The following is a 26,479-nucleotide window of genomic DNA, read 5'->3' on the forward strand; positions in this document are numbered from 1 at the left end:
GATGTAGGCTGTTACTTTTTTGGACAAGGTGTAGAAGAGGTTTCCCTCTACAAATGCTTGGGGATGGTTCATAATGAAGAAAAAAGGGAAGGAGTGTTCGCTAAAATGACAGTGACCTTTCACGTTGGTCGATCGGGGACGGGAAAAAGTGAACAAATGATCCATGAGGTCATTCAAGAACTGAAACAAAACCCGAGCGGGCCGACGATTTATGTGATCGTACCGGACCAGATGTCGTTTGAGATGGAAAAGAAAATGGCGACAGTCGATGGTTTGCATGGTTCGACGCGCATTCAAGTCCTTTCGATGCGTCGTCTCGCTTTTTTGATGATGCGAGATGCCGGTGTAGCGACAGATCAATTCTTAGACCAGACGGGGACCCATTTGTTGTTACGAAGGGTCGTCGAGATGAGCGAAGAACGATTGACCTTGTTCCGCCGTACGATGAATCAGTTCGGATTTTATGAAGAATTGAACCAATTAATCTCGATGCTGAAGCGAGGGCTTGTTGAACCGGAGCACTTGTTGCGGTTAAGCGAACAGGCGCAGCACCGTGCTTTGAAGTTACAAGACCTTTCCATCATCTATGAAGGATTTTTAAAGATGACGGAAGGTAAGTCACTTCATGCAGAAGACTATTTCAACGTCATGTTGCAAATCCTTCCGGAAACAGATTTGACGGATGTGCGTGTCTATGTGGACGGATTCAACGAGTTTTCAGAGCAGGAGTTGGCGGTGCTCGTTGCACTTGCAGAGAAGGTCGATGTCGATGTATTGCTGACAATCGATCCTATCTCCTTGTATCGTCTAAATCCATTGTTTGGACCGACGCAGCGGACACTCATGCGTTTCAAAGAACTGTTGACAGAACGGCAGATTCCTTCTCGAGACGAGCTGTATGATACCGTCTATCGTTATACGCATCCGAGTCTCCGTTATCTAGAGGCTACATTCGACCAATTGACGGCGGAACCTTACACTGGTTCAGAGAACCGAATCGATTTACATGCCGCAGTCGACCGAACCGTCGAGGTGGAGGCGGCCGTTCGAGAAGTCATTCGTCTGACACGTGAAGAAGGATATCGTTATCGGGATATCGCACTCGTATCGCGTTCACTCGACGAATATGGTGATTTGGCATCTCAGGCGCTACAAAAGATGGGACTGCCCTATTTCCTTGATGAACGGCAACCAATGCTCGACCACCCGCTTGTCGAACTGTTGAAAGCGACGATTGACATCGCTCTACGTGGATATCGAGAAGAGTCCGTATTCCGTGCCCTTAAAACAGAACTCGTCGTCCTCGATCCGGTACATCGTCGTACGTCCGTTGACCGGCTTGAAGCGTTCGTTATCGAACGGGGGATCAAACATTATCATTGGCACGACGAATGGCAGTTGCGTCGTCGTTCCGGGGAGGAAGCACGCCTCACGAGCGAAGAACTCGATATTGAGGCTGAGCTGAATCGGTCTCGGGAACGTGTTATCGAAACTTTTGATCCATTTCTATCAGATTTAAAACAGGCGAAGACGATGCAGGCTTATACGCACGCCATGTATGCCTTTCTAGAGCGTGTCGGTGTATCAGACTGTCTGACGCACTGGCGCGATGAGGCGATTGAAGAGGCGGAACTACTCGAAGCGCGTGAGCATACTCAAGTATGGGACGCGGTTTTGCACTTGCTCGAGCAGCTAGAAGCCGCAGCTCCGGAAGAGACGTTGTCGACGGACTTATTCCTCCAGATGATGGACACCGGACTAGATAGTCTTCGCTATGCCTTGATCCCACCTTCGCTTGATCAATTGACGATAACGGATTATGTGCGTGGTCGATTGATAGATAAGAAAGTCGTCTTCTTGCTCGGAGCGAATGAAGATCAAATTCCTCTTGTCACGACACAGTCGAAACTGTTGACCGATCAAGATTTGGATTTCATGCATGAGAATGGACTTCGTGCCGGTAAGGCGACAGAGCACTTGTTCGATGATGAAACGTATTACCTATACAAAGCTGTGACGGCACCGAGCGAGCGTTTATACATTAGCTACGCACTAGTCGACAGAACGGGGAAAGCCGTTCAGCCGGCGCGGTTTATCGCTGACTTGAAGGCGCGACTTCACCAAAACGTCATCAAGACTCATTTTGCTGAAGCAGGTGAGCACCGACCACGTGATCAATTCGCCTTCTTGACGAATGTGAATCAGACGGCGGCGGTGACGGCACTTGAACTTCAGCGGTTGAGTCGTCATTATCCGATTCAAGATATGTGGTTTGCTGTCTATAATGAACTGTTGAAGCATCCGGATGGACGGGAACGTCTCCAGTTGTTGACGAGCGCGCTCTTCTATCAAAACATCCCGGAATCGTTGGATGATCGTGTCGCAAAATCCTTATATACTCCGTCGATTCGGGCGAGTGTCTCACGTCTCGAGACATTCCAAGCCTGTCCGTTCAAACATTTCGCAAGTTATGGCTTGCGTCTGAAGGAACGACGGTTGTATCGACTCGAGGCCCCGGATATCGGGAATCTGTATCACCGGACCATCGAACATATGTCGCAGACGGTGAAGATGGACGGAAAGGAATGGCGAGATGTCACTCCTGACGAGTGCTCCCATTTAGCGGAGCAGGCGGTCGAGCTCGTGACCCCAGAGATTCAGCATGCCATCTTGATGAGTTCGAATCGTTACGCCTACTTAAAGAAAAAATTGACGGACGTCGTCAGTAAGACGGCAGAAGTGTTGATTGAACAATCCAAACGAGACGGCTTTGACCCGGAAGCGTTTGAACTCGCGTTCGGCAGCGGACAATTTCCACCCGTTTCGTTCACATTATCGAACGGGGCGACATGTGAACTAGTCGGTCGAATCGACCGTGTGGACACTGCGATGGTCCACGACCAGCTATACGTCCGAATCGTCGACTATAAGTCGAGTAAACGTGAAGTCGACTTTGCAGAAATTTATTACGGTCTGGCGATGCAGATGCTCATCTATTTGAAGGTATTGATTGAGCAGGCAGAGGTGTGGACAAAAGAGAACGTCGCACCTGCTGCGGCGCTCTATTTCCACGTGCACCGACCACTCGTTCCACCTGCTAGTTCTGAAGAAGAAACGCGTCAAAAAGTATTGGAGTCGTATCAGATGCAAGGGCTATTAGTAGATGACCCGGAAATTTTAGAGATGATGGACCGCTCGGCGAAAGGCTCATCCAAAAAATCAATTGTCATTCCGGTCAAATATAAAAAAGATGGTACGCCTGACGCCAACACCTTGAAGAAAATTGTGACGCCCCCTCAACTTGAGCAGTTGATGGACCATGCGTTCGACGTCGTCAAAGCGAGTGCCGAGGAGATGTACAAAGGAAAAATTGACGTAGAACCTTATGAATATAAAGAACGGCGCCCGTGTCAGACGTGTCCGTATCAGAGTGTCTGTCATTTTGACGAAGCGCTCTCGAATGCGCCTCGTAAATTGAAGAAGCTCGAGAAAGAAGAGGTATTTCAGGAGTTAGGAGGCGATGACCGTGAAATGGACGAATGATCAGTTCGCCGCGATTGAAGCAAGAGGGAGTCACGTGCTCGTCTCGGCTGCGGCAGGGTCCGGAAAGACGGCAGTTCTTGTCGAGCGGTTGTCTAGTCGATTGCTTGACGAAACGGATGAACTCACGGCAGACCGGATGCTCGTTGTCACCTTTACGAACGCGGCAGCGGCAGAGATGAAACGACGAATCGCAAAGGCACTTGAAGAGGCGTTGCGCGACGACCCGACAAATGAATATGTCCGAAAACAGCGACAAATGTTGAACCGGGCGCTCATCACGACCATCCATTCATTTTGTCTAGAGGTGATTCGTGAGAACTACTACCTGTTAGATTTGGATCCGGCGTTCAAGATTGCGGAAGAACGAGACCTCGTCCTCTTGCAGGATGACGTCTTAGAAGAAGTGCTTGAGGAAGAGTACGGGAAACAAGATACCGATTTCTTCGCTCTTGTCGATGCGTATACGTCAGACCGGGGTGACAGCGAAATCGAGGATTTGATTCTTGGCTTATATCACTATGCGCGTACTCTCCCAAACCCTGATGCTTATTTAGATCATCTCGTATCCATGTACACGTTCGGAGAAGATCCTGATGAGGAAGCAATCCTGATTGAGTTTGGACAAATGCTGTGGCATGACATCAAAAAAGCCGTACGAGATCTTCGGAAACTTGAAGCGGAGCTTCGGGTCGCTGGGTATGAGCCACAGTCTGAAAACATCCGGCAAGCAATTTTTCCGTTCGAACAACTTGAAGGGGAGACCATTGTCTGGAGTGAACTCGAGACGGCGGCTCGTGCGATGAAGTTTGGCACGATGAAGGCTGTTCCGAAGAAAGAAGAGCACCAGATTTACCACGAGATCCTCAAACCGGCTTACGACCAAGCGAAGAAAAAATTGACAGCAGCGGTCGAACAGGCTCGGGTCAGTGGGGCGGACTTATTAGAGAGCGTCTCGATGCAACAACCGCTCGTTGAAACACTCGTTCGAACCGTCCGTGCGTTCGCCCAAGCCTATGAGCAGGCGAAGCGCGACCGTGCCTTTGTCGACTTCAGTGACTTGGAACATTATGCGCTCGCCATTTTACGACAAGATGGGGGACCGTCCGATGTTGCAGCGCTCTATAAGGAACGTTTCGCTGAGGTACTCGTTGATGAATACCAAGATACGAACGAGATTCAAGAAACAATCATCAACCTGGTCGCAAATGAACGAGAGGAAATCGGGAATTTATTTATGGTGGGCGACATCAAACAATCGATTTATCGATTCCGCCATGCAGAACCGGGTCTTTTCATCGATAAGGCGACACGCTTTAGACAGGCGAACACAGGGAAACGGATTGACCTCTCTCAAAATTTCCGAAGTCGTTCCGAAGTCCTCTACGGGATCAATGATTTGTTCGTCCAGCTCATGGACGAAGAGGTCGGCGAAATCGCATATGATGAGGCGGCACAACTTGTTCCTGGACGTGAGTATGAACCGATTCCGGCGGACCCTGAGTTTATTTTAGTCGATGGCGCGAGTCGTGAGTTATCGAAGCAAGAAGTAGAAGGGCGGGCGATCGCTACTCGCATCTTAGAACTCGTATCGGGAGACGAACCGTTTAAAGTGACGGATGAATCAACTGGTCAACTCCGAAACTGTGAATATCGGGATATCGTGATTCTCGTTCGTTCGAAAAAAGAACGTGTGGAGCAATTGATGGACATTTTGACACAGTACAATATTCCGGCCTACACCGACTCGGATGGCGGGTATTTTCAAGCGACCGAGATTCGGATGATCCTGGCACTTTTGAAAGTGATTGATAATCCACTTCAAGACATCCCACTTGCCGGTGCGCTGCGCTCCCCGATGTTCCGTTTTGATGATAGCGAGTTGGCACGGATTCGACTTGAATCAGAAGATTCTTTCTATGAGGCGCTCAAGGCGAAAGCGGATGACGATGATGAGCTTGGCGTAAAATGTGGCGAGATGCTTGACCGCCTCTCCCGTTGGCGTACTTATGCACGAAATCATAGCCTGTCGGAATTGATTCAACAGTTATTCAATGACACCGGGTTTTATGACTTCTCAGGGGGATTACCTGGAGGAAAAGGGCGGCAGGAAAACTTGAAGGCACTTTATGACCGGGCCCTAGCCTATGAGCGTAGTGGCTATCGAGGTCTTTATCGCTTCTTACGTGTGATGGACCGACTACAGGATACTGGTGAAGATTTGTCAGAGGCGCGGTCGCTCGGGGACGAGGAAAACGTCGTTCGTATCATGACCGTGCACAAGTCGAAAGGACTTGAGTTTCCGGTCACGATTGTTGCCCAACTCGGAAAACAATTTAATAAACGCGATCAAATGCAACGTGTCATTTTCCACAAACAGTACGGCATCTCACTCGATGCGATTGACGTCGTGACACGTACGAAATCGGAGACGTTCGTGAAAGAGATGATTCGACGAGATTTAGATGCGACGATGAAAGCAGAAGAGATGCGCGTGCTTTACGTGGCCTTGACACGTGCGAAAGAAAAATTGATTCTCGTGGGAACGGTAGGCGAACCACTCAAACACCTTCAGCAGTGGCTTCAGGTCGGTCAATCTGGAGGTTTATTGGCGAGTGAGGCGAGGCGAGAGGCAAAAACGTATCTCGATTGGATTGCACCGGCGCTTTTACGCCTTCCGAGTGCCACTTCGTTTATCGAATCATTCGGCTTCACGGTTCCCTCTACTTTCCAAGAATCGACTTCATGGATTTATCGTGTCATCGGAGAAGCGGACCTTGCGGAGATTGCGACTCTACAAGAGATGATGGCACAGTTGCACCACGTCCAACGATTTGAAGCAATCGATTTTCCGATTCAAAATGAAGAAGAGACGATTCGTGCCGTACAACAAGCTTTGACCTACGAATACCCTGCACAGGATGCGGTACGTACGGCGGCGAAACAGACGGTGACCGAACTGAAGCGGGCGATGCAACTCGAACAGGCCGCTTTCGAAGATCCGGTACGTCCGGTCGATACCCCTTATCGGGAACCGAAATGGCGTCAAGTCAAACAGACCGGTGCGGAACGCGGGACGACGTTACACTTGATTTTCCAACTGGCTGACCCGAACCAACCGATTGTCGACCAAATCAATCAATGGGAAATGCAAGGGATGCTCAGTCCGATCGAGGCAGAGACGGCACGCCTCGCCATCCCGGATATCGAGATGTTTTTCCAAACAGAAGTCGGTCAAGCGCTCGCTGGTGCACTAGAGCGAGGGACGGCATGGCGAGAGCTACCTTTCACCTACACGGTGCCGGCCGAACGCGTCAATCCGGATGGACACTTTACGGATGAGCATGTCTTGATCCAAGGGATTATCGATTGTCTGTATTTCGATGGGGATTCGTATGTGCTTCTCGATTATAAATCGGATGCTGTCACGCATCTATCCGATTCCCGGGAAGAGGCACATGAGCGATTGCGAGATCGATATGCGATTCAACTACAATTATATCGAGAGGCGATTGAGACGATCTGGAATATTCGGGTCGAGCGAACTTTGATTTATTCGCTTGATCTGCAGGAAATCGTGACCATGTCGACTAAATAAATGTGAATAAATGAAGAGCGATGTCAGCTATAGGACATCGCTCTTTTTCTATGTGCAAATTCACATTCGATTTCGTTGACAATCGAGTTGGAGAGGAGTAATTTATTTTATATAAAGAATTGTTCCGTTTAGAACAATTCGATTCGGAACGATAAAGGAGTGAATAAGAATGACCGAGACAAATACAAATCGGGCACGGGAGATGATGCAATCATTTTGGCGTGTGCAGCGTGTCCTGATTCGTCTCATGCATCAGACGGCGCAACAAAACGATCTCACATTACCTCAACTGCACGGTCTGATGATGTTGAATGAACAGGGTGCGATTACGCAAAAGGAACTGGTTCAGCGAACGAGAATGCCAAAGAGCACGTTAAGTCAATCATTAGATGGTCTCGTGGAGAAAGGATTGATTCGTCGGGATATCAACCCGGATAATCGGCGAGAAGTTGTGTTGACCATTGACCAATCAGGTAAACGCTTGATTGAGGAGATTGAGCGACAAGAAGAAGGGACGGAATATCAATTGAATCAAATTTTGTCTCGTCTCGATCAGGATACGTATCATCATATGCTTACAGCCCATCAACATATTGCGGATGGATTGAATGAAGGGCTCACAGATTGTGAAGGAGTGTGTCGACATGATTAAGTTATTGAAACGTCTCGTTACTTATAAATGGGCTGTTCTGATGGTTTTATTGTTTGTGTTCGCGCAGTCGTTAGCAGATTTATTTTTACCGACGTTGATGGCGGACATTATCGATAATGGGGTCGTGACGGGCGATACCGGCTACATTTGGCAAATGGGCGGAATCATGCTTGGTGTGACGGGACTTGGAGCACTTGCTGCTATTGTGGCCAGTTTTTATTCTTCAAAGGCGGCGATGGGATTTGGTCGTGACTTACGAAGACGTGTGTTCAATCATGTGGAACGCTTCTCGCTTGAAGAGTTCGATCGTGTCGGGACGGCTTCGCTCATCACAAGGACGACAAACGACATCACGCAAGTGCAACAGGTCATCATCATGATGCTACGAATGGTTGTGAGTGCGCCGATCATGTTTGTCGGTGGATTGATCATGGCGACCTCGAAGGATGCGACGTTGTCTCTTGTCATTGTTGCCGCAATGCCGGTACTCGTCATCTCGATTTTCCTCATTTTTTGGAAGGCGATGCCGTTGTTTAAAAAGGTACAGAATCGATTGGATCGGCTCAATCTTGTTCTCCGAGAAAATCTGACGGGTATCCGTGTCATCCGAGCTTTCAACCGTGAAAAAGAAGAACAGGTTCGATTGACGAAAGCGAATGAACGGTTGACGGACGTATCAATCAAAGTGAACCAAATCATGGCGTTCCTCATGCCGGTCATGATGCTCGTGATGAACTTGACGGTTGTCGGCGTCATTTGGTTCGGAGGGATTCGGATTGATAACGGTGCGATGCAAATCGGAGATTTGATGGCGTTCATTCAATACGTCATGCAAATCATGTTCGCGCTCGTCATGGCATCAGTCATGTTCATCATGGTTCCTCGGGCCTCTGTGTCTGCCAACCGGATCAACGAAGTGCTCGAAATGAAACCTTCACTGATTGATGACGGGACAAAGACTGCGGACATTGAGCAAGGGACACTCGTATTTGATCACGTGACCTTCTATTATCCGGGTGCTGAAGAACCAGCGCTATCCGATGTGAGTTTTTCAGCGAATCCAGGTGAGGTCACAGCGGTGATTGGGGGTACGGGGTCAGGTAAATCGACACTCGTCAATCTGATTCCAAGATTTTACGATGTGACGTCGGGGACAATTCGCGTGAATGGTGTTGATGTCCAAGCAGTTCCACAAGAGGCACTTCGTTCGAAAATCGGGTTCGTTCCACAAAAGGCGTTGCTGTTCACAGGTACGATTGCTGAGAACATTCGATATGGGAAGACCGAGGCAACAGTGGAAGAAGTCGTTCATGCCGCATCCATCGCGCAGGCAAGTGACTTTATCGAGAAGATGCCAGACCGATATGAGGCTGTGATCGAACAAGGTGGGTCAAACGTGTCGGGTGGTCAAAAACAGCGTCTGTCGATTGCGCGAGCTCTCGTTCGGAAACCGGATTTATATGTATTCGACGACAGTTTCTCGGCACTTGATTTTAAAACGGATGCCGCCCTTCGCAAAGCGTTAAAAGAAGAAACGAAAGATGCGACGGTACTGATTGTTGCACAACGTGTCAGCACGATCATGGACGCCGACCGAATCATCGTTCTAGAAGATGGAGCCGTTGCCGGAGTCGGGACACATGAGGAATTATTTGCGACGAATGCGGTCTATCAAGAAATCGTGAAATCGCAATTGTCTGAGGAGGAAATCGCATGAGTGAGAAACAAGCAAATACGCGACAAACTCATGGGGGACACGGCGGTCCAGGAGGTCCGGGCGGTGGAAATATGATGATGATGGGCGAAAAGCCAAAAGCATTCAAAGTCACGTTCCGTCGTTTGCTTGCCTATTTGAAACCACGGCGAAACACGTTGATTGCTGTGTTTGTCGCGGCGATTTTAAGTACAATCTTTATGATTGCCGGTCCGAAAATCATGGGAATCGCCATCACCGAACTGTTTGAAGGGGCATATGCGAAGTTTACAGGTGTGCCAGGGGCAGAAATTGATTTCACGAGAATCGGACAAATTTTGTCGCTCCTCGCTGGCCTTTACGTCATCAGTAGTCTATTCAACTACGTGCAACAATATTTGATGTCCGGTGTTGCCCAAAAAACGGTCTATGATTTGCGCGAAGACGTGAACAAAAAGTTAGAACGACTTCCGCTCAAGTATTATGACGGACGCTCGAACGGGGAGACATTGAGCCGGGTGACGAATGACATCGACTTGATTGGGAGTACGCTACAACAGAGTGTCACGTCATTCATTACTTCCATCGTCACCATCATTGGGATTTTGATTATGATGCTGTCGATCAGTCCTCTGTTGACGGTTATCTCTCTTGTGTCCCTTCCGCTCACGATCTTTGCGATTCGTCCGATTTTGAAACGGTCGCAACAATATTTTTCCGATCAACAGCGTCACCTTGGACGACTGAACGGCCATGTGGAAGAAATGTATACAGGGCACGCGGTCGTCAAAGCGTTTGGTCGGGAAGAGACAGCTGTGCGTGAGTTTGACGATGTGAATGAGGAGCTTTACGATGCAGGACGGAAAGCGCAATTCATTTCCGGAATCATCATGCCGATGACGATGTTCATCGGGAACATCAGCTATGTATTGATTAGTGTCGTCGGCGGTATTTTGGTCACGCAGCGCAGCATCTCCATCGGGGACATTCAAGCGTTTATCACATATACACGTCAGTTCACCCAACCAATCACCCAGACAGCGAATATCGCAAACATCGTCCAGTCGACGGTTGCCGCGGCGGAACGTGTATTTGAACTGCTGGATGAAGAAGAAGAAGTGAAAGATGTGACGACCTATCAATTAGAACGTGCCGAAGGAAATGTCACGTTCCGTCATGTCGATTTCGGATACGGCGACGACCTACTCATTCAAGATATGAATCTCGATGTGTTGACGGGCCAAACGGTGGCCATCGTCGGTCCGACAGGCGCCGGCAAAACGACGTTGATTAATCTCCTCATGCGTTTTTATGAGTTGAATGGTGGAGAGATATTCATCGATGGGAAAGACTCGCGTAAAATGTCGAGACAAGATTTGCGACATACGTTCGGAATGGTCTTACAGGACACGTGGCTATTCAACGGGACGATTCGTGATAACATCGCCTATGGGAAAACGGGTGCGACTGAGACGGAAATCGTCAACGCGGCGAAAACGGCGCATGCGGATGCATTCATTCGAACATTGCCAGACGGATACGACACCGTGTTGAATGAAGAGGCCAATAACATTTCACAAGGTCAAAAACAGTTACTGACGATTGCGCGAGCAGTATTGGCGAACCCACCGATTATGATTTTAGACGAAGCAACGTCGAGTGTGGATACGCGTACTGAGATTTTGATTCAACAGGCGATGAAACGGCTGATGAACGGGCGGACGAGTTTCGTCATCGCTCACCGTTTATCGACCATCAAAGATGCGGATTTGATTTTGGTTATGGACCAAGGTCGGGTCATTGAGCAAGGAACACATGAATCGCTTCTTGAAGCTGGTGGTTTTTATGAAGAACTTTACAATAGTCAGTTCGCTGAAAAAGAAGTCGTATAACTAGAATACAGGTTTTGGGGCAATGTGATTAGGCAAAAGACGTACGAGGTGAGTTTCGTACGTCTTTTTATTTTGTGTAACAATTACAAATCCGTTAAAATAAAAAAATGGGATAAAAAATGGAGGAACAATTATGGTTAAAATCTTACTTGCGGAAGACGAAGAAGTGCTACGCATGCTTGTTATGGATACATTAGAAGATGAAGGATATGACATCGACGAGGCACAAGATGGAATTGAGGCCTATCGATTGATTGAAGAAAATGAATATGATTTGGTCATTGTGGATCATATGATGCCCGGCATGACAGGGCTTGAAGTGATTGAAAAAGTACGGAAGTTACCAGGGCGGCAAGAGACGAAAGTGATGATGTTGACGGCGAAAAGCCAACAATCTGACCGTGATTGCGCGAACGAGATTGGTGTCGACTACTTCATTTCTAAACCGTTCAGCCCACTTGAACTCGTCAAAATCATAGGAGGCATCGTGAAGTGAAAAGGTGGTTTAAACAAAAACTCGGACGCGACATCATGGTCGTCCTTTATTCCTTCCTCGTCATTGCGTTGGTCGGATCGGCATTGACATATGTCTACATCGAGAACCGCTTAGAGGCGAATGAAGCGAGATTACGTCAGTTAGACGAACGCGTTAACCGTTTGACTACGCTTTGGGATGAGTGGCAGGCTGACCAATATGATACACGAGGCTATCTCTTGTTCGGTGACACCGCGTCGCTCGAACGTTCAAGTGCGAACGAGGCGAAGTTTCAACAAGAAATCAATTGGTTCAAAACACAAGTCCAGACGCGTCAAGGTGAGCTGTTCGCAGAAGATCTTCAGCAGTTCCACGACTTTTACTATGATGTGATCATTCCGGTGACGTATGAATATGCCCAAGCGCAACAAGATGGGGAAGTCACAGAGACGTTTATCGATGCTCAAACGATTGCCGAGTTGCCGACGGCTCAGCGCTTGATTGATCAAGGACTCGTCCAATTTAATCCACAACGTGGAATCGACATCCTCGGACCGATTGATGAGGTAGAGTCTGCCCTCGGAGAATATCGTGAGTTGATGGCATCTGAAAAAGAGGCCGTCTACGCTGAATGGCGACAGAACAACAATATGCTTCAATTCTTGTGGATCATGAGCATCGCCTCGTTCGCCGTATTGATCTTATTGTTTGTCCAGCCGTTCCTACGCCGTCAAACACGTTTGATTTCACGACTTTCCATCGCATCGAACCGCTTGTTAAAAGGGGAAATCGTTGATTTGAGCGATCAGATGAAACGAGAAGATGAGATTGGGACGATGTCTCGATCGTTCCATAAGATGGCTGAGACACTTCGTGACAACGAACGTCATTTGATTGAGAAGAACCACGAACTACAGGCGCAACAAGAAGAATTGATTGCCCAACAAGAAGAATTGCAGGCACAGCAACAAGAACTAGAAGAAATTTTAGAACAGACGCAACAAAACGAGCAACACCTCGCGTATCGGAATGAATTGACGGAGACGTTAGCGTCACGCGATTCGCTTACGGCCTATCCGGAAATCATTGAGAAACTGGTCACGATTACAGATTCAGAGGTCGGTGCACTCGTTTTCGTGGATGAAGCGGGTACGTATCGCGTGACGAGCCACGGCTTGAACGATACGTTGTCTCGTCAGTTGCTCGATAGCGAAAATTCCGTATTGACGCGCGCGATGACATTGAAGACGACGGTACACTCGTCGAAACAAGTCGCGAGCGACCATCCGCTCCCGTATCCGTACTATATGTTTGAGACGGCGGTACCGGTCCATGACCCGACAGATGATTCAATCATTGCCTTCATCTATCTGGTCCGATACAAAGATCGTTTCACCCAAACCCAGATGGGCGACATCATGTCATTCGCTCGTCAGCTCTCGCTTTCTCTCTTACGGATGCGTCTATTTGAAGAGATGAAACGTGAGAAAGGAAAGACGGAGCGAATTCTCGATTCGATTCGAGAAGCGGTCGTCTACATCGACCACTCGACGAATGACGTGTTCGTCAACCGTCCACTCTATGAGATGTTCCCTGAGTTAAGTGACGTCAGTTCACAAGACCTTGAAGAAGAAACGTGGGAAGAATGGCGGAATCGTCTTGTTGAAACGGTCGATCAAGCGGAGGACTTTACGAAGTATACGAATCGCCTGTTCACCGAAGATTTCCCACATGACAGTGTAAGCTTCTCGATTCGTAAGGGCGAAATGAACTTGCAGATGTATGCAGAGCGCATCATTGTCGGCGGACTTTCAAAAGGTACGCTTCTCGTCTTCCGAGATATCACGAGTGAGACAGAGGCGGAGCGATTGAAGAGTGAGTTTATCTCAACCATCTCGCATGAACTGCGTACGCCGCTCTCGTCCATCTATGGATTCACGGAATTGATGGTCAAAAAACAGTTGCCGAATGAAAAACAAGCTAAATACTTGGAGACCATTCACTCCGAGACGGAGCGTCTGACACATCTCGTCAACGACTTCCTCGATGTGCAACGAATGGAATCCGGTAGTCAAATGTATGACCGGGAACAGCTTGATATCGAGCCGGTCGTCCGAGACATGTTGACGTTCTATGAGGCATCGTCGTTGAAACATGAATTCGAATTGATTGCAGATGATGCACGTCCATATGAATTATTCGTCGACTGCCAGAAGTTCAAACAGTTGATGAGTAATCTATTGTCGAACGCCGTGAAGTATTCTCCAAGAGGTGGAAAAATCACGGTCGAACTTGCGCATCACGAGCAAATCGTGTCCATTAAAGTGAAGGACGAAGGAATCGGGATTCCAAGTGACGCGCTCGATCGCTTATTTGATAAGTTTTATCGTGTCGACAACTCCGACAGTCGTGAAATCGGCGGTACGGGACTCGGATTACCGATTTGTCAGGAAATCGTCCGTGGTCACAACGGCCAAATCCATGTAGAATCGATTCAGCATGAGGGCTCGACGTTCATCGTTGAAATCCCAAGCTATGAGTACGCTGTCCAAGAGGCAGAGACGACTCCTGTATAATGTATGGGCCATCCCTTGAGGATGGCTCATTTTTTAGAATCGTTCGCTTGACCAATCGGGAGAGAGTTCGTGTACAATGAAGACTGTACAACATCATAAAGGGGGGCATTTGAATGCCACTGATTGCATTCTTGCACACGCACGTTACGAGCTGGATTTTGTTACTTATTTTGTTTGCCGTGGCCTATATCGGTTATAAGAACGGCAACAAGAGTGGAAAGATCGCACATATGGCGTTTCGACTCATGTTACTCATCGCATTCGGAACAGGACTTTATCTCTACCTTCAGTTGAATGGTGGCGGGACATTCTATCACGTGAAAATCACGGTCGGTTTATTAACTTTGATCTTCGGTGAGATGACGCTCGTCAAAGTCAAAAAGAAAAAACCGTCAAACGGACTATTTGGCGGGTTTATCGTCTTGGCACTCATTACGATTTTCATCGGCTATGCATTGCCTTATGGACAATCTTTCTTCAACAGCTTTATTCAATAAGACGTTCCCACTTCGCACACCGAAGTGGGATTTTTTTGTTTGTACACAAATTATTAGGGGAAAATAAAAAAATCAGTAATTACGACGATGAGGTGAAACGATGGATCAACAGATGATGGAATGGACACGAGTTTTACACGCACGGAAATGGATGAAACAAACTGAATCATTTTTACCCTTATGGCACGGCTATATCGGCTACAAGTTCGGACTATTCGATGCGCTTCAAGGTGGCGCGAGCATGGCGGAGATGAATTTACGTCTAAAACGCCCATTGACACAACTTGCGCTAGAGCGTTGGTTAGAAGTCGGGGTCGCCGTCCGTCATTTGAAAAAGAGAGGCTGGCGCTACTATCCGACGCGTGGATTAAAATATCAATTATCCGGTAACGATGAACGGAGCATCGGGTTCATGCTTCAAGAAATGATGGAGCTTCATATCCCCGCGTTAATCGCTTATCCGGAATTTCTAGAGTCTGGGAAGCAAAAGACGTTTGATGGAGCTGAACACGGTCAAGTCGTCGCGAAGACATCGACACTCGTCGAAACGGTCGCATTTCCAATCGTGCAACAACTTTTACGACAGGCAAATGTCGAATCGATGCTCGATATTGGATGTGGGCACGGCGGCTACTTACGTAAACTCCAAGCGCTCGAACCGAGTTGGGAACTGACAGGCATCGATTTAGAGGAAGAGGTAATCGAAGAGGCACGCTCGCGAGACGAGAGTGGCGACATTCATTTCGAAGTAGCTGACTTCATGAACTGGGAAACAGAAGAGCAATTCGATGCGGTGATGATGAACAATATGCTGTATTACTTCTCACCAGAAGAACGTATCAAGTTGCTTGAGAGACTACGGGAGCGTTTAGAAGAAAAGGGTGTCGCCATTCTCGTGACCCCGCTCGCCGAAACAGCGCTCGGTGGACGATTCGCTTCCGCGTTCAATGCGTTCATGACACTCCACGATAATCTGTACCCGCTTCCGACCATTCCACGATTGCGCCGGCAGATGCAAGAAGTAGGTTTTGATCAAATCCGCTTCATCCCATTCATTCCGGAAGGTTCTTGGTATATCGTCATCGCTGAGCGAGGAAAGACGAACCTGCTCAATCAACCGATTCAAAATTGAACTTGTCTCCCGTCATTCCTATAATGATAGAGAAGCATAAGAGACTATTCACATAGGGAGTTGTTGAGTGTGTCGAAACAAAGAGTTGCCGTTATTGGGGCAGGACCAGGTGGGTTGGCTGCAGCGATGCTACTGGCGCATCGCGGTGTAGACGTCACCGTATTTGAGAAACAACCGTTTGTAGGCGGAAGAACGTCGCGCTTAGAAGTAGGTGAATTTGCGTTCGACCGAGGACCTACGTTTTTGAATATGCCTTATATTTTAGAAGAAATTTTTGAAGAGACAGGGCGTAATCTGCATGATTATGTCGAGATGAAGCAGTTGGAGCCGATGTATGATTTGTACTTCGACCGTGGGACGCGTCAACTCTCGATGACAACAGATCGTGATCAGATGTATCGCGCCATCGAAGAACAATTTCCAGGGAATGGCGAAGGTTACGAACGGTTCATGAGTGAACAGGCGATCAAACTGTCTAAATTGATGCCTGTGCTTCAGACCGCACATGACAAGCTTACCGACTATGTCTCGTTACGCGTGCTCAAGGCGCTACCGTTCCTCTCGATCGGTAAATCGCTTTATGACGTCTTGTCCGAGTACTTCACGAGCGAAGAGCTGAAGTATGCGTTCACGTTTCAGGCTAAATATTTGGGGATGTCCGCTTGGGAATGTCCGGGTGGATTCTCCATCTTGTCTTACATGGAACACGCCTACGGAGTGCATCACCCGATTGGCGGAGTGAACCAGCTGTGTCATGCGATGGCGAAAGTGATTGAAGAAGAGGGAGGCGTCATTCGTTTAGGCGAACCGGTAGAGCGTCTTCTCATGGATGATCAAAACGTGACCGGTCTCGTGTCTGGGAGTGTCCATTATGCGTTTGATGAAGTCGTGATTGGTGCTGACTTCGCACATGCGATGACGTCGCTCGTTCCAGACGGTAAACTAACGAAGTGGAGTCCGACTCAACTCAAGAAGAAGCGTTACTCGTGCTCGACATTCATGCTTTATCTCGGGCTCGACCATGTCTACGAAGATGTGGCGCATCACTCGATTCACTTCGCGGACGATTATGAATTGAATGTCAAAGAGATGACACAAGAATTGAAATTGAGCGAGGACTTCTCGTTTTATGTACAGAATGCCTCACGTATCGACCCGACACTTGCGCCTCCTGGCAAGTCATCGCTTTACGTTCTCGTACCGGTGCCGAACAATTTATCTGGCCTCCCGTGGGAGACGTTACAAGCGACCATGACAGAGCGCGTTCTCGACGCGCTTGAGACACGTTCCCCTTACCGAAACATCCGTCAACACATCGAGGTGATGGAGGCGTTGACGCCTGAGGACTGGGAAGCGTTTGGTGTATATGAAGGTGCAACGTTCAATCTAGGGCACAACTTATCGCAGATGATGTATTTCCGCCCGCATAACCAATTCGAAGAGCTCGACAACGTCTGGCTCGTCGGGGGTGGGACCCACCCAGGAAGTGGGCTGCCGACCATCTTTGAATCAGCGCGGATCACGACGAACCTTTTGCGTGACCGGGCAGGTGTCGGCCGATGAATATTAGCTTTGTCGGAGCAGGGGTCGGTACACTATATGCCGCCCTCTTATTGACGAAACGCAATCCGTCACTTCAAATCACGATTTATGAGAAAGAGGACCGGGTCGGTGGACGCTTGAACTACGTTGAATTCGATAATGGGGCGAAAGTCGATGAAGGTCCAACCATCGTCTTATTGCCGAGTAAATTGAAACAACAACTGATTGAGGCGGGTCTTCCTGAACATGAAGTGGAGTTGATTGAAGTCGATCCACTTTACCGCTTACGTTATCAAGACGGGACATCATTCTATAAATATCGGGAAATCGAGAGACAGGCGGAAGAAATCGAACGAACTTTCGGCGAAGGAGATGCCTTCCGTCAGTACATGTCCCAAAAGAAAGAAGAGTATCGGATTGGCTTCGATACGTTTTTAGATCGTAGTTATGCCTCAAAAGCGGAGTTGTTCGAGCCTAAACTACTTCTCCTTCTCATGCGGTTAAAAGCATATGAGACGGCTCATGCGAATATGAAACGCTTCTTTGAAGACGAACGTTTACGTGTCGCCTATAGTTTACAAACGCTCTATATCGGCGGAAATCCTTATGCCACTCCTTCGTTATATGGACTCATTCCTTATCGTGAACAAGAAGAAGGAGTCTGGTATGTAAAAGGAGGATATTTTTCGCTAGCGACGAAAATGGAACAAGAGTTGAAGCGTCGAGGTGTTCGTTTCGAGATGAATGCTACCGTCAATCGTGTCCATGTCACGGAAGGGGTGGCCAATGGAGTCACGGTAAATGACGAATATGTACCGTATGATGCAGTCATTGTGAACGGTGATTTTCCACTCATGGAGCGCCTGATTGATGGTGTGACGTCAAAGACGTATGAACCGTCAAGCGGTACGTTACTCCTTTATTTCACCGTCAACGGCGAACTCGACTTACCGGTTCACCAATTCGATTTACCGAATGATTTTGAAGGATCGATGCGTACGATCTTCGAGGATGGTAAACTAAGTGAGTATCCAGCGATGTACACCTTTAATCCATCGCGAATGGATACAACCCTCGCGCCAGAAGGAACGAGTGTATTATATGTTCTTGTCCCGGTTCCTCGAAAATTGGAACGAGAAGACTTTGAGGCACAAGGGACAATCGAACACCTATTAGGAAGAATCGAGGCATTCATGCCTGATTTCCGTGAACGCGTCATCGAGATGAAAGTCCGGACACCGATGGATGCTGAGCGATTCGGATTGTTCGAGGGAGGAAGTTTTGGGATTGCACCAAAGTTATCTCAGTCAGCCGCCTTCAAACCGCAAGCGAGACCATTCCCGAAAATCGAACGCCTCTATGCGGTGGGCGCATCCGTCCATCCATGCGGTGGCGTCCCCATCGTTATGATTGGGTCGCAATTACTTGTGAAAAAAATGGAAGAAGAAATGGGGGCAATGCATCGTGACGACACAAGAAGCGTATCGTCAATGTGAGGAAATCATGAAGAAGGGCTCGTTAACCTTTTACCGGGCCTTCTCTTTGCTCTCAAAACCAGACCGTCAAGCGGTCATGGCAGTATATACTTTCTGTCGCACACTCGATGATGCGGTCGATGAATCAGACCGTCCAGAAGAGAGTTTGGCAGCATTCTTGCATGACTTCGACCGCTTTTTAGCTGGTTACGACCAAGATGAAGCACTATGGGTTGCCCTTCGTGATGTGTGGAAACGTTATGACATGGACGTCGAACCATTTTTTGAATTGGCGGAAGGGATGAAATGGGACTTACATAAGTCGCGGTATGAAACGCTCGAAGAGACCGAGCAGTATAGCTATTATGCAGCGAGCACGGTCGGTCTGATGCTGCTCCCGATCCTTGTCCCAAATCAGGACGCTGCGACGACACGTCAGCTAAGGCAAGGTGCCATCGACCTTGGCATTGCGATGCAACTGACCAATATTTTACGTGATGTCGGTGAAGATTTGAATCGAGACCGCATCTATTTACCCCGTACGATGATGCGTCAGTACGGTGTGAGTGAAGCGATGTTACACCAACGAGAAGTGACCCCTGTCTTTATCGATCTATGGGAGGCGTTGGCGAATCGTGCAGAGTTCTTGTATGAACGGGCACGCGAAACCCATCATCTGTATCCACTCGCGAGTCGAAAGCCGGTACAAGCAGCGGCTCTTCTCTATGAAGGGATTCTTGATGCGGCACGTGCGAATCGACATGACGTCTTCACAAAGCGGGCATACGTATCGACCTTACAAAAAGGAAAGTTGTTGGCAAAACTATAAGCGATTCGATTCCCTGTAGACGCTCGATGGCGTCTACAGTTTTTTGTACGCAAAAAAACCACTTTTGGCGGGGGACCAAAAGTGGCGTAAGCGTTATGTGATTCATTCATCGGGGAAACGAATGAATCGGTTTGTGATGAAGCCCTAAAGATGTGCCGGGATTCATGGGGAATGAATCAGTTGGGACATCTTCGTCGAAACAGGATGCTTGATGGACTAAGGGGGAACATCATACGCAAGCTGTCTCAACTACGGGATACGAGTGGGGAAACTCGCTCATCACTTTTTCTCGGGTGTGACAAGTTCAAAACGCGATGATGCTCGGGGAAGCCATTCGATCGCTACAGGTGTAACAAACGCTACAGAACTGCTTGAACTCGAATATGATATTATCACGTCTTTCAATTGTCGACAAGTGTCGAAACTCGCGTTCACAAAATGTTCATATTGTCAGAGGTATGTCCTCTAACATCGATCGTGCAGCGAATTGTCCTGAAAGCGTCACCATCGGACTGCCACCGCCAGGATGAGTCGAACCGCCAGCGAACCAGATGTTCGATACATCTGTCGATCGCGGTGCAGGTCTAAAAAATGCCCCTTTTTTCGAGTTGGCCGACGTGCCATAAAGTGCGCCATAATACGCATAAAAATCGCGAGTCAAATCTTGTGGGGTCACCCGCTTATGGTAGAGCACCTCTTCTTCTTCCCAATCCACACCGAACATACGTAATCGTCTGCGAATCAAATGCTCATACGTATCTGCATCAATGTCGGTCAGATGTGCCGGCGCATTGACGAGGATGAACAGGTTGTCTCCTGCCTCGCCCATCGACGGATCGGTTGCGGATGAATTCGAAATATAGATTGTCGGTTCGTCCGCATAACGTTCTTCTTGGAAAAGTGCTTTAAATTCCCGTTCATAGTCGTCTGAGAAATAGACGTTATGGTGTGCCAAGTTCAATCGTTTGGACAATCCGACCATCATGACGAATGCGGAAATGGAAGGTTCGACCGTGTCGCGTGTCGGGACCGGGAAAGATGGTCGGTCTTTTGCGTCGACGAGTCGTGGGTATTGCGTCAAGAGTTCACCGTTGAGAAGAACGGCATCACACGAGATGACTTCTTGGTCATCGACGACGACCTCATGTGCTTTTCCGTTCAACACATCAATTTTCGTCACTTCATGACCGAGTCGGAACGTCACTCCGAGTTCGCTCGCCCGTTTGGCGAACCCTTTTGCGATATTCCAGTTTCCACCTTTCGCAAAATAGACACCTTCATTCAATTCCAAATGTGCGATAAGGGCGAACGTACCTGGCGTCACGTATGGGCTGCTACCAATGTACGTCGCATAGCGGTCGAGCGCCTGAATAATGCGTGGGTCCTTGAAATACTTCTTGTGAAGGGCGTGCAAACTTTGAAGTGGATGCACTTTGACCATGTCCGCCCAAAGACCGGGATCCAACTTTGTGTCCATTTGTGTGAAGAAGCGCTTATTCGCAATGTCGAACAGCTTTTCCGCTTCATCTAGATAGGCACGCATCTGATTGTGTTTCAACTGGTCACCGGTCAAACGCCGTACTTCGACCTCAAGTTTTGCCCGATCGGCACTGAACGTGAAGGATGACCCGTCTGTGTAGTGGTTGACGGTATGTTGATCGAGCTTGATTAACTCAAAATAGTCATCCGGATTGGCCCCGCTATTTCGAATGACTGAACGAAATACATCCGGCATCGTGATCGTATTTGGACCAAAGTCGAACCGGTGACCGTCGGTTATAATGGGCATGAGTTTGCCACCGACATGTTGATTCTTTTCAATAACCGTGACGTCATAACCTCGTGCTGCGAGCGTGACGGCGGCGCTTAGTCCACCGAGACCAGCCCCAATCACTACGATTTGTTTCATACAATTGTCCCCCTTTAGACGTCTGCTTAGGAATAGTGACGACCTTTCCACGTGATGGGCAACCGTCTCCATTTACGAATGACGGCGTTCCCGAGTAAGGTCAAGTAAGCGATTAAACTGAGTGGATGGTACCATGTACCGGACCCATTTGATTTCAGATCGACAGCGAGACGCGCGAGGAGCACGAAAATCGCTGCGCTAATCGTCTGCCAACTCGGTGAAAAGATCCAAGCGAGCATAGCCGTCAACTGGATGCCGTAATATGTCATGAAGTACAAGGCGAGTCCTACTGATTCATTCATTCCCTTGAATACGTTCTTTGAAAACCCGGTCCACACTTCTTCATTCGTTTCATACATGTCGCAGGAGATGAACGGGGAGACTTGAACGAGTGACGTGACTTTTTGATGACGTTTGAACGTTCGACATAAATCGATATCATCAATCAACGACGTTCGAATAGCAGCATGTCCGCCAACTTCCTCGTAGCTGTTCCGCTCGACGAGTACGTTCATGCCATTCGCCGCGGCAAATGCGGGGTGTTTCACTTTACGCCAAAACAAAGGCAGATGTTGGGCGATGAGCACGTGTTGCATCGGAATCAACAATTTCCCGAGAAATGTTGACGTCGGAAATTGAGGGAAACCTGATAAAAATACGGCCTGCTCTCGAGCGAGCGTGGCATGCATGCGGGCGATAAAACTCGAATCGATCGTGACGTCCGCATCTAAAAAGAGAAGATAAGGTTCAGTCGTGCGTGATGCTAGTTGATAACAAGCATGAACTTTTCCGGCCCAGTCATGGGGCAAAGGAACACCTTGGATGACGGTAAAACGGGTATCGCTCCCAATTGCATGATTCAATTTTTCATATGTATCATCTTCAGAGCGGTCCTCGTAGATATAGACGTGAGTCCCTTCCGGTATCGCCTGCTTTAAGTTCGAAATCAGTCGATCGACGTGACGCGACTCATTGCGCATCGGGATGCAGACGGCTGTCGCCGGTGTGCGTCCTGGGTCGGCGAGCGGTCTCAAGAACGAAAGATTGATTAGGGTAAAGATAAACATCGAGAGAGTGAGCAGCCATAAGATCATGAACGTCCCCTCCCAAGTCGGAACATCGTTTCTGTCCATTCAGCAAGATTACGACGTGGTCGAAAGAGCGGCACATAGGCATCAGACCGAATGATGGCGTCTTGTCGCACGTCGTCATAGAGCGCCTCGAGTGCTTGCGCGATTTCCTGCTTCTGAGCTCGTCGTGTCATCGACGTCACGACTACTGTTCGAAAGCGGACATATACAAGGGGTTCCGCATGGTTCTCAAACGAATAGTACATGGCGCATAATTGGACGGGGCGGTCGTTCAGTAACAACGTTGCGCCAGACTCGATTTCGACAGGTCGAAGTTCCTGTGGCATCTCTTGTCCTTGAGGGAACATCCAGACGGATTTCCCGGACGCGAGCAATTCATTCGCATAAGCCAGTGAGGCCCGTACATCGGAGAGACTTCCTTTTTTCACCGAGAAGGCACCGAGGTGTCGAAAGAACGGGAAGCGACGTAGTCCATCCTCATCCATCAACACATGAATATCGTGTCGTAAAAAATGTTCATTGATCATATACATGATGAGACCGTCCCACCACGCGCTATGTGTACTTAAAAATAATCCGGGGGTCGGAACGTCGTCCGTTCGGATATAAATGTTATGGAAGGTGGGACGTATTTGACGTTCCCGCACGAACGTCGAGAACAGGTTATTGAACCATTTCTTTTTGTGTGACTCGATCATCGCGACCCCTCCTTTCAAGTAGAATCACTCCGGATGTGAGGATGCTGAGGAGCCCGATGCCATAGAGACCTGCATTAACAGCCGTGACACCGAAGAGTGCGTGAAGCATGACGAACAAATAGACGCCGTGCCGGATGAACAAGGAATCAACAGCGCGTTCGTGACGCTGTAACAACCATGAGAAAATAAGGGATAACCCGAACCAACCGATAAAGTTTTGTGTCGGGATATCATAGTATAAGCCGTCATTCGCCCATTCCCAGTAGCCTTTCACGTTTGCCGCTACGGGATCGATTGCCATATCGAGCCATACGGCGAGAATCGGAACGAGCCATAAAATATTGTGGCGGAATGTGAAGAGACGGGCAACGGCAAAACTAGAGCCGATCACGGCAAGCCATGCCGCACCGATTGTGACAGGGACTCCAAACACTGTCGGACCGAACGCCTCAGCATAAACGTATTCGCTGAACGGGAATCCTGTCTTTACGCCGAGTGTTTCAACGGCGATTGAACCGAAGAAAATAAACGGTACAATCCAAGCACCTTGCCGGATCCCTTGATAAAGAATCGTTCCACCAATCGCCCCGGCTAGCCATAAAAAGACGGGGTTTGCCCACTCGAGCCAAGGTGGAAGCAGGTCGAATCCAACTAAAATCAACCCAATGAAATACCAAACAATAAACCATTTCCAAATAAACGGATACACTTTCATTCCATCACCTCTTCTTTTATTCTAAAGCTCATTGAAGTCTTCGTCTAACAAATGCATGTACAAAAAAGAGCCTCGCTGAACGAGACTCTCAATTGGCCATCCGTTTTCGTCTTTTCACGAACGAGAAGGCGATGAATAAGACATAGAACGGGATGGCGATGAACCAAAATGTCGGCCATTCTTTCCAACGTGCGAACATCATATACGTCACATAGACGAGACTGATGGTAATGATGAACGAGTGACGTGGCAATGGTACATCTTTAAAACTCGGGATACGAACACGGCTGACCATCAACAAGGCGAGCCCTGTGAAGAAAATCGGTGTCAACAGTTCACTGACGCGGTCACCGAACGTTGTGATGACAGCGAGAAGTCCCCCGGCGGCCGTGATCGGGACACCAGAGAAGTAACTCGCTGCAACGTTTGTCGCAGATAAATTGAAGCGAGCCAGACGATAGGCGCCGAATAGCGGGAAAAGTGCCGCAAAAAACAATCCATAATTGCCGTAATCAATAAAGAAGGTGTAATAAGCGAGCATCGCCGGTGCGACCCCGAACGTTACGATGTCAGCGAGTGAGTCCAATTCTTTCCCAAAATCGCCAGCGACCCCGAGCATACGGGCGAGGCGCCCGTCTAAACTGTCGAGCATCATCGCGATGATGATTAACAGTGTGGCGTTTGAGAAGTCACCACGTGCGGCGTAGACGATGGCGACGACACCACAAAATAAATTTCCGAACGTAAAGGAGTTTGGGACCCACGAACGGATACGTTCTTTCCACATAATTTTGCCCCCAGTAAGGTCATTGGCTGAACCAGTGCCCGTTTGTAAATTGCAGTAAATCTTCAGGTGTTAATTCGATTTGATAGCCGCGTTTTCCGGCAGAAATGGTGATCGTCTCTCTGTCTTGAGCTGCTTCGTGCAGATAGACAGGGAACGGCTTCTTCGCCCCAATCGGAGAGACTCCTCCTCGAATATAACCGGTCAATGTCTCGAGCTCTTTCATCGGGACGGTCGATGCTTTCTTCGCCCCCCAAGCTTTTGCGGCTGCTTTTAAATCGATGTCACGCTCTCCAGAGATGAGAAAGAAGGCATATTGCTTTTTCTCGTTCATGAGACAAATCGTTTTATACAGTTCGTCGAGCGGTTTATTCAATGTCATCGCCACATGTTTAGCTGAGACATCGGTGTCATCAACTTCATACGTATGATAGGTGAACGGAATCTTCTTCTGTTTCAGTTGCCGAGCGGCGTTTGTCAGTTGCATCTGACTCATCCTTTCGTGACCGACTCCTATTAGAATAGCAAATCAACCAACTTCCCGGCAATTGAACTTCAAAAAACTTTTCAGTAAAGGAAGGAGTTTGAAGGAATGACGAAGAAATGAACAGTGATTCATTTTGAAAGGGGAATGAAAATGGAGACGATTCAATTGACGACACACAATGGAGTAGGGTGGTTGAAACTGAACCGACCTGAAAAGCTAAACGCCTTGAACGAGACGTTGCTTCGTGAAATGAAAACGGCAATCGACACATTTGAACAGGACGACGCGGTTCGTGTCATCGTTCTTGTCGGAGAGGGACGAGCATTCTCATCCGGACAAGATTTAACGATCGAGAGCGATGCGGACTATGGGGAATATTTAGAAGACGTGTATCATCCACTCGTACGTACGCTTTTCTCATGTCAGAAACCACTCATCGCAGGGATTCACGGTGTCGTGGCTGGAGCAGGACTCAGTTTGGCACTCGCGGCAGACGTTCGAATCGTCGCCAAGTCGACGAAGTTCAGCTCGGCGTTCATTAAAATCGGGTTGGTCGCGGATGCGGGCGGCCCATATCACTTACGTCGACTCATGCGCGACGACCTCGCATTAGATTGGCTCTGGAGTGGCAGTACGATTGACTCGGATGCCGCGCGTACATTCGGGCTCGTCACTGAGCTCGTGGAAGATGCGATGTATACGGAGCGATTGACTTCATATGCGGAGACACTCGCTAGGAAATCACCGGTCGCTGTTCAAGGGATGAAGGCGCTCATGCGAGCCGCTTCATTTGAGGACGGATTGAATGAAGAAATCAAATGGCAACGGAAGTGTGGGGACACGGACGTGCACCGCCAAGCGATGCAGGCATTCTTGATGAAATGAAAAAAGCGG

Annotated in this window: 19 protein-coding genes; 13 read left to right on the forward strand and 6 right to left on the reverse strand. The window is 48.5% G+C overall.

The window, feature by feature from the left end:
• The first annotated feature begins 105 nt into the window (after nt 1-105).
• The 12 genes from addB to ACFO4U_RS00405 all read left to right on the forward strand — a co-directional run bounded on the left by addB (nt 106) and on the right by ACFO4U_RS00405 (nt 19,901).
• Entirely contained in the window at nt 106-3,543 is a 3,438-nt protein-coding gene (gene addB / locus ACFO4U_RS00350; RefSeq protein ID WP_214691228.1) for a helicase-exonuclease AddAB subunit AddB, read from the forward strand.
• A complete protein-coding gene (addA, locus tag ACFO4U_RS00355) occupies nt 3,521-7,138 on the forward strand; it encodes a helicase-exonuclease AddAB subunit AddA (protein WP_215244157.1) in 3,618 nt (1,205 codons plus the stop codon). Before addB ends, addA begins: the two co-directional genes overlap by 23 nt.
• Nucleotides 7,139-7,307: 169 nt before the next feature.
• A complete protein-coding gene (locus ACFO4U_RS00360) occupies nt 7,308-7,790 on the forward strand; it encodes a MarR family winged helix-turn-helix transcriptional regulator (protein ID WP_074037656.1) in 483 nt (160 codons plus the stop codon).
• Complete coding sequence (locus tag ACFO4U_RS00365) at nt 7,783-9,507, forward strand: ABC transporter ATP-binding protein (RefSeq protein ID WP_215244156.1); 1,725 nt, start codon at nt 7,783-7,785, stop codon at nt 9,505-9,507. The genes ACFO4U_RS00360 and ACFO4U_RS00365 overlap by 8 nt, the downstream gene beginning before the upstream one ends.
• Nucleotides 9,504-11,375 carry an ABC transporter ATP-binding protein gene (locus ACFO4U_RS00370; protein ID WP_078146438.1) on the forward strand — a complete coding sequence of 624 codons (1,872 nt, stop codon included), beginning with the start codon at nt 9,504-9,506 and terminating at the stop codon, nt 11,373-11,375. The genes ACFO4U_RS00365 and ACFO4U_RS00370 overlap by 4 nt, the downstream gene beginning before the upstream one ends.
• A 133-nt stretch (nt 11,376-11,508) precedes the next feature.
• A complete protein-coding gene (locus ACFO4U_RS00375; protein ID WP_015880966.1) occupies nt 11,509-11,871 on the forward strand; it encodes a response regulator in 363 nt (120 codons plus the stop codon).
• Nucleotides 11,868-14,426: a sensor histidine kinase gene (locus tag ACFO4U_RS00380; protein ID WP_214691225.1), complete on the forward strand. Its 2,559-nt coding sequence runs from the start codon at nt 11,868-11,870 to the stop codon at nt 14,424-14,426. The genes ACFO4U_RS00375 and ACFO4U_RS00380 overlap by 4 nt, the downstream gene beginning before the upstream one ends.
• A 113-nt stretch (nt 14,427-14,539) precedes the next feature.
• Nucleotides 14,540-14,923, forward strand: coding sequence for a YisL family protein (locus ACFO4U_RS00385; protein ID WP_015880968.1), 384 nt, complete (start codon nt 14,540-14,542; stop codon nt 14,921-14,923).
• A gap of 100 nt (nt 14,924-15,023) precedes the next feature.
• Complete coding sequence (locus ACFO4U_RS00390; RefSeq protein ID WP_074037653.1) at nt 15,024-16,055, forward strand: class I SAM-dependent methyltransferase; 1,032 nt, start codon at nt 15,024-15,026, stop codon at nt 16,053-16,055.
• Between the two features lie 69 nt (nt 16,056-16,124).
• Nucleotides 16,125-17,618 carry a phytoene desaturase family protein gene (locus tag ACFO4U_RS00395; RefSeq protein ID WP_214691224.1) on the forward strand — a complete coding sequence of 498 codons (1,494 nt, stop codon included), beginning with the start codon at nt 16,125-16,127 and terminating at the stop codon, nt 17,616-17,618.
• Nucleotides 17,615-19,093, forward strand: coding sequence for a phytoene desaturase family protein (locus tag ACFO4U_RS00400; RefSeq protein ID WP_215244155.1), 1,479 nt, complete (start codon nt 17,615-17,617; stop codon nt 19,091-19,093). The genes ACFO4U_RS00395 and ACFO4U_RS00400 overlap by 4 nt, the downstream gene beginning before the upstream one ends.
• Nucleotides 19,062-19,901 carry a phytoene/squalene synthase family protein gene (locus tag ACFO4U_RS00405; protein ID WP_159561891.1) on the forward strand — a complete coding sequence of 280 codons (840 nt, stop codon included), beginning with the start codon at nt 19,062-19,064 and terminating at the stop codon, nt 19,899-19,901. Before ACFO4U_RS00400 ends, ACFO4U_RS00405 begins: the two co-directional genes overlap by 32 nt.
• Before the next feature lie 442 nt (nt 19,902-20,343).
• Here ACFO4U_RS00405 and ACFO4U_RS00410 read toward each other — a convergent pair whose 3' ends face one another.
• The 6 genes from ACFO4U_RS00410 to ybaK form a co-directional block, all read right to left on the reverse strand.
• Nucleotides 20,344-21,810, reverse strand: coding sequence for a phytoene desaturase family protein (locus ACFO4U_RS00410; RefSeq protein WP_074037650.1), 1,467 nt, complete (start codon nt 21,808-21,810; stop codon nt 20,344-20,346).
• A gap of 26 nt (nt 21,811-21,836) precedes the next feature.
• Nucleotides 21,837-22,904 carry a glycosyltransferase family 2 protein gene (locus ACFO4U_RS00415; RefSeq protein ID WP_215244154.1) on the reverse strand — a complete coding sequence of 356 codons (1,068 nt, stop codon included), beginning with the start codon at nt 22,902-22,904 and terminating at the stop codon, nt 21,837-21,839.
• Complete coding sequence (locus ACFO4U_RS00420) at nt 22,901-23,599, reverse strand: lysophospholipid acyltransferase family protein (RefSeq protein WP_074037648.1); 699 nt, start codon at nt 23,597-23,599, stop codon at nt 22,901-22,903. The genes ACFO4U_RS00415 and ACFO4U_RS00420 overlap by 4 nt, the downstream gene beginning before the upstream one ends.
• Nucleotides 23,565-24,314 (reverse strand): carotenoid biosynthesis protein, encoded by a 750-nt coding sequence (locus ACFO4U_RS00425; RefSeq protein ID WP_074037647.1) that lies wholly within the window; start codon nt 24,312-24,314, stop codon nt 23,565-23,567. Before ACFO4U_RS00425 ends, ACFO4U_RS00420 begins: the two co-directional genes overlap by 35 nt.
• 88 nt (nt 24,315-24,402) lie before the next feature.
• Nucleotides 24,403-25,101, reverse strand: coding sequence for a CDP-diacylglycerol--serine O-phosphatidyltransferase (gene pssA, locus ACFO4U_RS00430; RefSeq protein WP_074037646.1), 699 nt, complete (start codon nt 25,099-25,101; stop codon nt 24,403-24,405).
• A gap of 19 nt (nt 25,102-25,120) precedes the next feature.
• Nucleotides 25,121-25,585: a Cys-tRNA(Pro) deacylase gene (gene ybaK / locus ACFO4U_RS00435; RefSeq protein ID WP_159561895.1), complete on the reverse strand. Its 465-nt coding sequence runs from the start codon at nt 25,583-25,585 to the stop codon at nt 25,121-25,123.
• Between the two features lie 150 nt (nt 25,586-25,735).
• On the opposite strand from ybaK, the gene ACFO4U_RS00440 reads away from it, so the two are divergent.
• Nucleotides 25,736-26,470, forward strand: coding sequence for an enoyl-CoA hydratase/isomerase family protein (locus ACFO4U_RS00440; protein ID WP_074037644.1), 735 nt, complete (start codon nt 25,736-25,738; stop codon nt 26,468-26,470).
• Nucleotides 26,471-26,479: the final 9 nt, after the last annotated feature.

The organism is Exiguobacterium profundum (genome assembly GCF_042652865.1).
Lineage (GTDB): Bacteria > Bacillota > Bacilli > Exiguobacteriales > Exiguobacteriaceae > Exiguobacterium > Exiguobacterium profundum.